Below are 12,172 nucleotides of genomic sequence, written 5' to 3'. Positions count from 1 at the left end.
CAGCCCTTCATGATCCAGACCTCTCCTCTCCCCCGCGCCCGCGCCTCCCGCGTGCGCCTCCCCCGCCTCCGTGCGGCGTCGGTCGCCGCGGGCGTCGTGCTGGCAGCCTGCCCGGCCCCGCTTCTGCTGGCCGCTCCGGCGTCGGCGGCCGCCGCCAAGCACTACGACGACTTCAACGGGGACGGCTACCGCGACCTGGCCGTGCCGTACGCGTACAACGCCGTCGACGACGGCACGCTCTCCTTCTCGGGCGGCGCGGTGCTCGTCACCTTCGGCGGGCCGAAGGGGCTGACCACGAAGACGCAGCTCGTCCACCAGGACTCGCCGGGGGTTCCCGGGGCCGGGGAGGAGAACGACCAGTTCGGTGCGGCGCTGGCCGGTGCGGACCTCGACCGGGACGGGTACGCGGACCTCGTCGTCGGCAACCCCGGCGAGGAGTCCGGCAAGACCCCCGTGGGCTCGGTCACCGTCGTCTGGGGCTCGACCAAGGGACTCAAGGGCGGAACGGCCCTGCCCCGTAAGGGTGGTGGGGCGTACGGCGCGTTCGGCAGGGACATCGCGACCGGCGACTTCGACGGGGACGGACGGCCCGACATCGCGACCGTCAACGCCGGTGACGTCCTGTTGTACCGGGGCGGGTTCACCAAGTCCGGCGGCCTCGGGAAGGTCACCGCGTACGACCGGTCGGGGCAGGGCTGGTACGCCGACAGCCTGGCGGCCGGGAAGGTCACGGGTGACGGGAGGACCGACCTGGTCGCCGTCGGGGTCCGAGGCATCGGCAGCACGTTCCGGACCGAGGCGTGGTTCCTGAAGGGCTCCGCCGCCGGCCTCTCCTCCGGCCCGGCCAAGGTCATCGACGGCAAGAACCAGCACGAGCGGCTCGACGCGGTCATCGGCGACTTCGACCGGAACGGTTACGGGGACATCGCCGTCGGCAATCCGTACGCGAGCGGCGGCCGGGGCTCGGTCACCCTCTGGTACGGGGCTTCGGCCGGGCCGGGTTCGCGGAGCGTCACGTTCAGCCAGTCGACGGCCGGGATCGCGGGGGCCTCGGAGGCGAACGACGAGTTCGGCGCGTCGCTGGCGGCGGGGGACGCCGACGGGGACGGCTACGCGGACCTCGCGGTCGGCGTACCGGGCGAGGCGGCCGGGAAGAAGAGCGCGGCCGGCGCGGCGTATGTGTTCCGCGGGGGATCGGGCGGGCTGAAGGGGTCGCGTTCGATCGTGTTCGACAAGACGCTGCCCGGCGTGGCCGGGGGCACGGTGGCCCAGGACTCCTTCGGCTACGACCTGCGGCTGCGGGACCTCGACCGGAACGGGCGCGCCGATCTGGCGGTCGCGGTGCCGGGCGAGAACACGGTGCGGATCCTGCCCGGGGCCAAGGGCGGGGTGACGGGGGCCGGTTCGGTCGTCCTGCGGGAGACCGGGGCGGATCTGCCGGAGTAGACGCGGGCGCCACACCCTCTTCAATCAAGCAAGGTTAGGCTAACCTTTCTTCGGATCACCCCAGCCGGAGCGCCGGGCCCGTCCGCCCGGCGCTCCGGCCCGTCCCGGAGGAGCCCCCGTTGACGCCGACGACCGCCACCGCCCCCGAAGTCGCCCCGTTCCGGCTCTTCGAGCTGACCGTTCTGCGGACCAGGCGGCTGGGCCCCTCCATCCTGCGGATCACGCTCGGCGGACCGGGGGCCGAGGGGTTCAACGGCGGGGGCCGCGACCAGAGCCTGTCGGTCCTGCTGCCCCGCCCGGGACAGAGCGCGGCGGTGGTCCCGGCGGGCGGGAGCGGGGCGTGGCACGAGAAAGGGCGGGCACTGCCCGAGGACGAACGGGCGGTGACGCGTTCGTACGCCGTGCGGGCCCAACGACTGCGGGCCGACGGCTCCACCGAGGTCGACGTCGACGTCGTGCTGCACGCCGCCGGCGGCCCCGGCTGCCGCTGGGCGCTGACGGCCTCCCCCGGCGACCGGCTCGCCGTGCTGGGCCCCGCCGCGGCGGACAACGCCGCCGTACGCTTCCGGCCGCCCGCCGACACCGACTGGGTGCTGATCCGGGCCGACGAGACCGCCCTGCCCGCCGCGGCCGCCGCCCTGGAATGGCTGCCGGCGGGGCTGCCGGCCCGGGTCTGGCTGGAGGTCCCGTGCACCGAGGACCGGCAGGCGCTGAACACCGCGGCGAAGGCCCGGATCAGCTGGCTCGTCCGGAACGAGGGGGCCGCCTGCGGCGTGGAGACCGTGCGCACCGCCGCGCTGCCCGGGGGCACTCCGTACGCGTGGATCGCGGGCGAGGCCTCCGGAGTGCGGGCACTGCGCCACCACCTCGTCCACGAGCGGGGCTTCGACCAGGAGCGGGTGACGTCCTCCGCGTACTGGCGGCGCGGTCTCCCCGAGGAGCAGTCGCGGAGGGCGGAAGCGGAAGTGACGGCCGGCGCCGCCAGCGGCGGTCCCGAAGAACCCACGGGCATGAAGACGTGAGTTGCTGACATCTTCGACGTGGTCCGACGTCGGACCCGTCCGAGGTTCACCCTTTCCGGTGGGCATCCGGGAACGCCGCCGACGCCCCCGGGTCACGCGTGATCACCCCGGTGACCGTACTGGCCCTTGCGGCACTGGTTCTGTCAGGTCCGGCGGTCGCCCCGACCGCGGCGGTAACCTCCTGGCCGGTCACCACGAGCGTGCACGGGCAGGCCGTCCTGGCGGGTCCGTCGGCCGACGAGGACCCGGGCTTCCTCAAGAGGCGTCAGAAGGCCCAGGCCGAGGGGCTCATCGATGCCGACGGCAGGGTCCCGGGAAGCCAGAGCGAGGGGGGCCGCGCATGGCCGGTCGATGACACGGGATACCGCATCCAGCCCCGGGACCTGGAATTCCTCGGGCTGACACAACAGCAGGTCAGGTGGTGGCGCCACTACCAGGCCCCGTTGGGTGCGAATCCCCACCAGTTCAAGCGCATGTCGGCTTCCCTGTTCAAGGTCCTGTGCTCCGCCTGCGAGCGCCCCCAGGACTATGACGTACGGCTCCAGGGATCATGGGCGTTCTTCTTCTCGGGCCGCCACAAGGACTTCCCGACCGAACGGGACCTGGCGGGGCAGTCGGTGGCGACGGCGCGGTCCAGGCGTGGATGGGCTCCACACCCACCGCCGAGCGCCCGGCACGCCGTCCGTTCGACGCGTTGCACAAACTGGGGATGCTCGACGAGAACGGGAAGCCGTTCGGACCCAGCGACGGGGACTTCCACATCTCGTCCGACGTCATGGTGGCTGAGGCCCGCGCGAAATGGGATGAGCTGAAGAGCACGGGAAAGCTCAGCGATGAGGACATCCGCAAGGGATTCGTTCATCAGAAATACAGCTTCATCAACCGGACGGCGGTTCGGGAGGCCTTCCCGGAGCTCGAGAAGTGGTCGACCGTATGGGAGGAGCGGCTGGGCCGGCCCATCGCGCCGTCGCTGTTCCCCAGCTCCGGTCCCCCCGACAAGTCCCAGGTGGGGACTCCCCGGACCCGAACGCCGTACACGCTCCTCGGCCGCCCGACGAGCCCCGTCGGTCCACGCCGAGAATCCCTCACGAGCTCGCGTGAACAGCGACAGACGCTCACCACCCGGCCCTGCGGACAGGGGAAGAAGGGGAAGTGGGGAGAGCGAGTGGAGGGACAAGGGAGGGAAGGGGCAGAGGAAGGGGAGGGGAGGGGGACAAACGGCGCACCCCCGGGGCGAGGGAAACGATCGAATCCAGGTTAGGTTAGGCTCGCCTTACTTCGGCATCGCGCCCTCGTCCCCCCTTCCTGCCCGGAGGGCCGCGATGAAGTTCCCCTCACCCGGGAGGACCCCTCCATGCGTTCGCACCTGCTCAACAACACGACCGCGGAGCACTATCGGCACACCGTCTCCGCAGGAGTGGAACGGGTCGCGGCCACGCTCGCCGCCACCGAGCGACCCTTCAGCGGGGTCGGGGTCGACGAGCTCTCCCCCGTCATCGACGCGATCGACCTCGACCGGCCGCTGGGCGACGCCGCCGCGGCCCTCGACGAGCTCGGCGAGGTCTACCTCCGTGACGCCGTCTACTTCCACCACCCCCGCTACCTGGGCCACCTCAACTGCCCGGTCGTCATACCCGCCGTGCTCGGAGAAGCCGTGCTCTCCGCGATCAACTCCTCCCTGGACACCTGGGACCAGAGCGCGGGCGGCACGCTCATCGAGCGCCGGCTGATCGACTGGACCACCGAGCGGATCGGGCTCGGTCCGGCCGCCGACGGGATCTTCACCAGCGGCGGCACGCAGTCCAACCTCCAGGCCCTGCTGCTGGCGCGGGAGGAGGCGAAGATCCGGCCGGAGCACTTCACCCGGCTGCGGATCCTCACCTCCGAGTGCAGCCACTTCAGCGTGCAGAAGTCGGCGGGGCTCCTCGGCCTCGGACCGGACGCCGTCGTCTCCGTGCCCGTGGACCGCGACAAGCGCATGCGGACCGTGGCCCTCGCCCGCGCCCTGGAGCGCTGTGTCGCCGAGGGCTCCGTCCCGATGGCCGTCGTCGCCACCGCCGGCACCACGGACTTCGGGTCCATCGACCCGCTGCCCGAGATCGCCGCGCTCTGCGAACAGTTCGCCGTCTGGATGCACGTGGACGCCGCGTACGGCTGCGGGCTGCTCGCCTCCCGTGAGCGCGGCGGCCTGCTGGAAGGCATCGCGCACGCCGACTCGGTCACCGTGGACTACCACAAGTCCTTCTTCCAGCCCGTCAGTTCATCGGCCGTGCTGGTCCGCGACCGGGCGACCCTGCGGCACGCGACGTACCACGCGGAGTATCTGAACCCGCGCCGGATGGCCGAGGAGCGGATACCCAACCAGGTCGACAAGTCCCTCCAGACGACCCGCCGGTTCGACGCGCTCAAGCTGTGGATGACGCTGCGCGTCATGGGCGCGGACGGCATCGGCGAACTGTTCGACGAGGTCTGCGACCTGGCCGCCGAGGGCTGGCAACTGCTCGCCGCCGACCCGCGCTTCGACGTGGTCGTCGAGCCGCAGCTCTCCACGCTCGTCTTCCGCTACATCCCCTCCGGCGTCACCTCCCCCGACGAGATCGATCGCGCCAACCTCCACGCCCGCAAGGCGCTGTTCGCCTCCGGCGAGGCCATCGTCGCGGGCACCAAGGTGGGCGACCGCCAGTACCTGAAGTTCACCCTGCTCAACCCCGAAACGACCGTGCACGACATCGCCGCGGTCCTCGATCTGATCTCCGGCCACGCCGAGAAGTACCTGGGAGACTCCCTTGACCGCGCTTCCTGAACCCCACGACTTCATCGGGATCGGGCTCGGCCCGTTCAACCTCGGCCTGGCCTGCCTGACCGAGCCGATCGACGAGCTGAACGGCGTCTTCCTGGAGTCCAAGCCGGACTTCGAGTGGCACGCCGGGATGTTCCTCGAAGGGGCCCATCTCCAGACGCCGTTCATGTCGGACCTGGTCACGATGGCCGACCCGACCTCGCCGTACTCGTTCCTGAACTATCTCAAGGAACGCGGCCGGCTCTACTCCTTCTACATCCGGGAGAACTTCTACCCGCTGCGGACCGAGTACAACGACTACTGCCGCTGGGCCGCCGCGAAACTGAGCAGCATCCGGTTCGACCGGACCGTCGAGACGGTGACGTACGAGGAGGGCTCCGCGCTCTACACCGTACGCACCGCCTCCGGTGAGCTGTTCCGGTCCCGGCACCTGGTCCTCGGCACCGGCACCCCGCCGCACCTCCCGGACGCCTGCCAGGGACTCGGCGGCGACTTCCTGCACAACTCCCGTTATCTGGAAGGGAAAGCGGAACTCCAGAAGAAGAAGTCGATCACCCTGGTCGGCAGCGGGCAGAGCGCGGCGGAGATCTACTACGACCTGCTCTCCGAGATCGACACCTACGGCTACCGGCTCACCTGGGTCACCCGCTCCCCGCGGTTCTTCCCGCTGGAGTACACCAAGCTGACGCTGGAGATGACCTCACCGGAGTACATCGACTACTTCCACGCGCTGCCCGAGGAGACCCGCTACCGGCTGGAGACCGGCCAGAAGGGGCTGTTCAAGGGCATCGACGGGGAGCTGATCGACGCGATCTTCGACCTGCTCTACCAGAAGAACATCGGCGGACCCGCGCCGACCCGGCTGCTCACCAACTCCGCCCTCGTCAGCGCGCGTCACGACGCGGAGGGCGGCGCGTACAGCCTGGGGCTGCGCCAGGAGGAGCAGGGCAAGGACTACTCCCTGACCACCGAGGGCCTGATCCTCGCCACCGGCTACCGGTACGAGGCGCCCGCCTTCCTCGCGCCCATAACCGGGCGGCTGCGCCACGACAGCCGGGGCCGCTTCGACGTGGCCCGCAACTACAGCATCGACACCACCGGGCGCGGGGTCTTCCTCCAGAACGCCTCGGTGCACACCCACTCGATCACCTCGCCCGACCTCGGCATGGGCGCCTACCGCAACGCGTACATCATCGGCGAGCTGCTCGGCCGTGAGGTCTACCCGGTCGAGAAGTCCATCGCCTTCCAGGAGTTCGCCGTATGAGCCGCCCCGACAAACACCGTCCCGACGAACGCCGCCCCGACGGGCTCGGCGCCTTCGCCGTCCGCCCGCTGGACCCCGCCGCCGACGCCGAACCGGTGCACCGCTGGGTGACCCATCCCAAGGCCGCGTTCTGGCTGATGGGCGACGCCGAACTCGCGGACGTGGAACGGGAGTACCGGTCCATCGCCGCCCACCCGCACCACGACGCGTTCATCGGGCTGCACGACGGCGCGCCCGCCTTCCTGATCGAGCGCTACGACCCGACCGAGGTCGAGCTGAAGGGGCTGTACGAGGCGGAGCCCGGCGACGTCGGGATGCACTTCCTGGTCGCCCCCACGGACACCCCGGTGCACGGCTTCACCCGGGCCGTGATCACCACCGTGATGGATTTCCTCTTCGCCGACCCATCGGTGCGCCGGGTCGTCGTCGAGCCCGACGTGACCAACAGCGCCGTGCAGGCACTCAACAAGGCCGTCGGCTTCGAGGTGCTCCGGGAGATCGCCAAGCCGGAGAAGGACGCCCTGCTCAGCGCCTGCACCCGTGCGCAGTTCGAAGCAGCAACCGGAGGTAACGACCGATGACGACCGCCCTCACCGACAGCGTCGCCCACCTCTCCCCGGAGCGCTGGGCCACAGCAAACCGACTGCTGGTACGCAAAGCACTGGCGGAATTCAGCCACGAACGACTCCTGACCCCAGCGCCACTCGGCGACGACCGCTACACCGTCCGTAGCGACGACGCCTCCACCGAGTACCGCTTCACCGCACGCCTCTTCGCCCTGGACCACTGGCAGATCGACGCCGGGACCATCACCCGACACCGACACGGCTCCGAACTCCCTCTGGACACGCTGGAGTTCTTCATCGATCTGCGGCACACGCTCGGGATCTCCGCGGAGGTCCTGCCGGTCTACCTGGAGGAGGTCTCCTCCACCCTGGCCGGAACCGCCTACAAACTCACCAAGGAACCGGCGACCTCCGGCCAGCTCGTCGCCGCGGGCTTCCAGGCCATCGAGACCGGGATGACCGAGGGCCACCCGTGCTTCGTCGCCAACAACGGGCGGCTCGGCTTCGGCGTGGACGAGTACCGCGCGTACGCCCCCGAGGCGGCCTCGGAGATCCGGCTCGTCTGGCTGGCCGCCCACCGGGACCGGGCCACCTTCACCGCCGGCGCCGGTCTCGACTACGACGCGCTGATCGAGGGCGAGCTGAGCGAGGCGGCCCGGAAGCGGTTCGACGGCGCGCTGCGCGGGCTCGGCCTCGACCCGGCCGACTACTTCCTGCTGCCCGTCCACCCCTGGCAATGGTGGAACAAGCTCGCGGTCACCTTCGCCGGTGAGCTGGCGGCACGGCATCTGGTGGTGCTCGGCGAGGGCGAGGACGGCTATCTCGCCCAGCAGTCGATCCGCACGTTCTTCAACACCGACCACCCGGAGAAGCACTACGTCAAAACGGCGCTGTCGGTCCTGAACATGGGCTTCATGCGCGGCCTGTCCGCCGCGTACATGGAGGCCACGCCCGCGATCAACGACTGGCTGGCCGGTCTGATCGAGCGCGACGCACTGCTGCGCGGGACCGGGTTCTCGATCATCCGGGAGCGGGCCGCGATCGGCTACCACCACCGGTCCTACGAGGCGGCCACCGCCAAGGGCTCCCCGTACCGGAAGATGCTGGCCGCCCTGTGGCGCGAGAGCCCCGTGCCGGGCCTCCGGTCCGGCGAGCGGGTCGCGACGATGGCCTCGCTGCTGCACACCGACCACGAGGGCGGCTCGGTGGCCGGGGCGCTGATCGCCGAGTCGGGTCTGGACCCGCGGGTGTGGCTGCGGCGCTACCTGGACGCCTACCTGGTGCCGGTGCTGCACAGCTTCTACGCCTACGACCTCGTCTACATGCCGCACGGCGAGAACGTGATCCTGGTCGTGGAGGACGGCGTCGTCACCCGCACGATCTTCAAGGACATCGCCGAGGAGATCGCGGTGATGGACCCGGACGCGGTGCTGCCGCCGCAGGTCGAACGGATCCGGGCCGACGTCCCCGAGGACATGAAACTGCTGTCGGTCCTCACCGACGTCTTCGACTGCTTCTTCCGCTTCCTGGGCGCGGGCCTGGACACCGAGGGCGTCCTGGACGAGGACACCTTCTGGCGGACGGTCGCCGCCTGTGTGCGCGACTACCAGGGATCGGTGCCGTATCTCGCGGACAAGTTCAAGCAGTACGACCTTTTCGAGCCGGAGTTCGCGCTCTCCTGCCTCAACCGCCTCCAACTGCGGAACAACCAGCAGATGGTCGACCTCAACGACCCTGCCGGAGCCCTTCAGTTGGTGGGCCGCCTGAAGAGCCCGATCGCCGGGTTCTGAGCCGGCCCCCGCCGCCGGACCGCGGCGGCCCTCCTGACCGGTGAGCGCCCGGGGACGGTCCCCCGGGCGCTCACCTTCTTCGGCGCGGCCCGCAGCCGGGCTGGCAGAATCACGGACATGGCAGAAATCATCCAGCGGGACGGCACATGGACATTCGACGGGGACACCGTGCGCATCGTGCCCGGCGGAAAGGCGCACCCCGTCCGGCAGGAGCTGGGTGAGACAGCCGTACCCGTGCAGGCGGTGGCGGGCATCTCGTTCGAACCGGACCGCAAGGGCGGACGGCTGCGGCTGCGCCTGCGCGGTGGCGCCTGCCCGGTGCTGCGGGCCGCCGACGGCCGCCTCAAGGACGGCGCCGACCCCTATGTGCTGACCGTGGAGAAGGACCGCACGGGGGTCGCGGAGTACTTCGTCGACGAGGTCCGCAACGCGCTGCTGATCGAGCAGGTGCCGGACGGCCCCGTGGACCGCTTCCTGCTGCCGGGCCCCGCGCTGCCGGTCTCCGGCGGGGGCGGCGACGGGACGGCGTCCTTCGACGGCGAGAGCGTCCGGCTGACCTGGAACTGGAAGGCGGAGGAGTCCAAGACCGCCGGGGGCCCGACCACCTTCCCGCTGTCGCGGATCGCCGGCGTGCGGTGGATGCCGTCGATCGGCCTGGAGAACGGCTATCTGCGCTTCGAGCCGGTCGAGGGGCCCGTCTCGGCCCCGCCGAAGTACGACGCGTACGCCCTGGACCTGTGGGGGATGTCCAGGAAGGAGCACACGGCGGTCCTGGTCGCGGCGGCGGTGCTGATGCGCCTGCCCGGGGCCCGTGCGGCACAGACCGCCCCGGAGGCGGCCCCGGCCCTGGCCGAGGCGGCCGATCCGGCCCCGGCAGCCGCCCCGCCCGCCGGTGACCACGACACGCTGCTGCGGCGGCTGCGGGAGCTGGGCGAGCTGCACCGGGCGGGAGTGCTCACCGACGAGGAGTTCAGCGTCGCGAAGCAGGCCGTTCTGCGTAGCATGTAACGCGTTCGGGCGGCCTTCCCCAGCACTCCTGCCCGATATCGGGCAGATTTCTTGCCTAAGCGCGCCTCGACAAGCAATATCGACGGGTGCTTGAACGCCGCTCGTCGCACGACGACCTCATCGATCACCTCGTACGCTCCACCGCGCTCCAGCGCGGCGAGGCGGCCCGGGTGATCCTCGACGTGCTGGCGTACTTCGACGAGAGCACCGACGACTTCGTCCGGCGCCGCCACCGCGAACTGCAGTCCGGCGGCCTGGTCAACACGGAGATCTTCGAGCGGATCGCGGCCGAGCTGCCGCACCGCGCCGTGGCGCCGCCGGAGCTGTCGCTCCGCCAGCTGCGCCGCATCGTCTACGGCTGACCCCCGGGTCCGCCGGGCGCCCGTGCGGGGCGCCGAACGGGAATGCGTGTACGTCGATGGAGGGGCAGAGAACACATGTGCGGAATCGTCGGATACATCGGTAGGCGTGACGTCGCTCCACTGCTGCTGGAGGGCCTGCAGCGGCTGGAGTACCGGGGGTACGACTCCGCGGGCATCGTCATCACCGGCAAGGTGGCGGCGGGCAAGCCGGGCGCGCTGAAGATGGTCAAGGCCAAGGGCCGGGTCCGCGAGCTGGAGGCCAAGGTCCCCAAGCGCTTCGCCGGCACCACCGGCATCGCCCACACCCGCTGGGCCACCCACGGCGCGCCGAGCGACGAGAACGCCCACCCGCACCTGGACGCGGAGAACAAGGTCGCCGTCGTCCACAACGGGATCATCGACAACGCCTCCGAGCTGCGCGCCAAGCTCACCGCCGACGGCATCGTCTTCCTCTCCGAGACCGACACCGAGGTGCTGGTCCACCTGATCGCCCGTGCGCAGGCCGACACCCTGGAGGAGAAGGTCCGCGAGGCGCTGCGCCACGTCGAGGGCACCTACGGCATCGCCGTGCTGCACGCCGACTTCAACGACCGCATCGTGGTCGCGCGCAACGGCTCCCCGGTCGTCCTCGGCATCGGCGAGAAGGAGATGTTCGTCGCCTCCGACGTCGCCGCCCTGGTCGCCCACACGCGCCAGGTCGTCACGCTGGACGACGGCGAGATGGCCACCCTGAAGGCCGACGACTTCCGTACGTACACCACGGAGGGCTCGACCACGACGGCCACACCGACCACCGTGGAGTGGGAGGCCGAGTCGTACGACATGGGCGGCCACGACACGTACATGCACAAGGAGATCTCCGAGCAGGCCGACGCCGTGGACCGCGTCCTGCGCGGCCGGATCGACGACCGGTTCTCCACCGTGCACCTGGGCGGCCTCAACCTGGACGCCCGCGAGGCGCGCGGGGTGCGCCGGATCAAGATCCTCGGCTGCGGCACCTCGTACCACGCGGGCCAGATCGGCGCCCAGCTGATCGAGGAGCTGGCCCGCATCCCCGCCGACGCCGAGCCGGCCTCCGAGTTCCGCTACCGCAACCCGGTCGTGGACCCCGACACCCTGTACGTCGCGGTCTCCCAGTCGGGCGAGACGTACGACGTCCTGGCGGCCGTCCAGGAGCTGAAGCGCAAGGGCGCCCGGGTCCTCGGCGTGGTCAACGTGGTCGGCTCCGCGATCGCCCGTGAGGCCGACGGCGGTACGTACGTCCACGCGGGGCCGGAGGTCTGCGTGGTCTCCACCAAGTGCTTCACCAACACCGTGGTCGCCTTCGCGCTGCTCGCCCTGCACCTGGGCCGGATCCGTGACCTGTCGGTCGCCGACGGCAAGCGGATCATCGACGGGCTGCGCCGGCTGCCGGACCAGATCAGCGAGATCCTGGGACAAGAGGACGAGATCAAGCGGCTCGCGGCGGAGTACGCGGACGCCAAGTCGATGATGTTCATCGGCCGGGTGCGCGGTTACCCGGTGGCCCGCGAGGCCTCCCTGAAGCTGAAGGAGGTCTCGTACATCCACGCCGAGGCCTACCCGGCCTCCGAGCTGAAGCACGGGCCGCTCGCGCTGATCGAGCCCGCGATGCCGACCGTGGCGATCGTGCCGGACGACGACCTGCTGGAGAAGAACCGCGCCGCGATGGAGGAGATCAAGGCCCGCAGCGGCCGCATCCTCGCCGTCGCCCACCAGGTGCAGGAGAAGGCCGACCACACCATCGTCGTGCCGAAGAACGAGAACGAGCTGGACCCGATCCTCATGGGCATCCCGCTCCAGCTGTTCGCCTACCACACGGCCCTCGCGATGGGCCGTGACATCGACAAGCCGCGCAACCTGGCGAAGTCCGTGACGGTCGAGTAGACGGCGGTA

Annotated in this window: 10 protein-coding genes; all 10 read left to right on the top strand. The window is 70.6% G+C overall.

The window, feature by feature from the left end:
• Nucleotides 1-9 precede the first annotated feature (9 nt).
• The 10 genes from ACIRJT_RS14965 to glmS all read left to right on the top strand — a co-directional run bounded on the left by ACIRJT_RS14965 (nt 10) and on the right by glmS (nt 12,163).
• Nucleotides 10-1,446 carry an FG-GAP and VCBS repeat-containing protein gene (locus tag ACIRJT_RS14965; RefSeq protein WP_403908705.1) on the top strand — a complete coding sequence of 479 codons (1,437 nt, stop codon included), beginning with the start codon at nt 10-12 and terminating at the stop codon, nt 1,444-1,446.
• Nucleotides 1,447-1,565: 119 nt separating this feature from the next.
• Nucleotides 1,566-2,468: a siderophore-interacting protein gene (locus ACIRJT_RS14960; RefSeq protein WP_403908702.1), complete on the top strand. Its 903-nt coding sequence runs from the start codon at nt 1,566-1,568 to the stop codon at nt 2,466-2,468.
• Nucleotides 2,469-3,177: 709 nt separating this feature from the next.
• On the top strand, nt 3,178-3,729 hold the full coding sequence (locus ACIRJT_RS14955) for a hypothetical protein (protein ID WP_403908699.1): 552 nt from the start codon (nt 3,178-3,180) through the stop codon (nt 3,727-3,729).
• Nucleotides 3,730-3,822: 93 nt separating this feature from the next.
• Nucleotides 3,823-5,271: a pyridoxal phosphate-dependent decarboxylase family protein gene (locus tag ACIRJT_RS14950; protein ID WP_403908696.1), complete on the top strand. Its 1,449-nt coding sequence runs from the start codon at nt 3,823-3,825 to the stop codon at nt 5,269-5,271.
• Entirely contained in the window at nt 5,255-6,532 is a 1,278-nt protein-coding gene (locus ACIRJT_RS14945; protein ID WP_403908693.1) for a lysine N(6)-hydroxylase/L-ornithine N(5)-oxygenase family protein, read from the top strand. Before ACIRJT_RS14950 ends, ACIRJT_RS14945 begins: the two co-directional genes overlap by 17 nt.
• Nucleotides 6,529-7,113, top strand: coding sequence for a GNAT family N-acetyltransferase (locus ACIRJT_RS14940; RefSeq protein ID WP_403908690.1), 585 nt, complete (start codon nt 6,529-6,531; stop codon nt 7,111-7,113). The genes ACIRJT_RS14945 and ACIRJT_RS14940 overlap by 4 nt, the downstream gene beginning before the upstream one ends.
• On the top strand, nt 7,110-8,888 hold the full coding sequence (locus tag ACIRJT_RS14935) for an IucA/IucC family protein (RefSeq protein WP_403908687.1): 1,779 nt from the start codon (nt 7,110-7,112) through the stop codon (nt 8,886-8,888). The genes ACIRJT_RS14940 and ACIRJT_RS14935 overlap by 4 nt, the downstream gene beginning before the upstream one ends.
• A 117-nt stretch (nt 8,889-9,005) precedes the next feature.
• The gene (locus tag ACIRJT_RS14930) at nt 9,006-9,896 is read left to right on the top strand and encodes a DUF4429 domain-containing protein (protein ID WP_403908684.1); all 891 of its coding nucleotides are present in this window, start codon (nt 9,006-9,008) and stop codon (nt 9,894-9,896) included.
• Nucleotides 9,897-9,982: 86 nt separating this feature from the next.
• Nucleotides 9,983-10,258, top strand: a complete 276-nt coding sequence (locus ACIRJT_RS14925; protein WP_003968990.1) for a hypothetical protein — start codon at nt 9,983-9,985, stop codon at nt 10,256-10,258.
• A 75-nt stretch (nt 10,259-10,333) separates the two neighbouring features.
• Nucleotides 10,334-12,163, top strand: a complete 1,830-nt coding sequence (gene glmS / locus ACIRJT_RS14920) for a glutamine--fructose-6-phosphate transaminase (isomerizing) (protein WP_403908681.1) — start codon at nt 10,334-10,336, stop codon at nt 12,161-12,163.
• The last annotated feature ends 9 nt before the right edge of the window (nt 12,164-12,172 follow it).

The sequence above is a fragment of the Streptomyces sp. NPDC102283 genome (genome assembly GCF_044766265.1).
In the GTDB taxonomy this organism is placed as follows: Bacteria; Actinomycetota; Actinomycetes; order Streptomycetales; family Streptomycetaceae; genus Streptomyces.
Note: the sequence above shows the minus strand (reverse complement) of the source record. Positions and strands in the feature narration are given on the sequence as shown.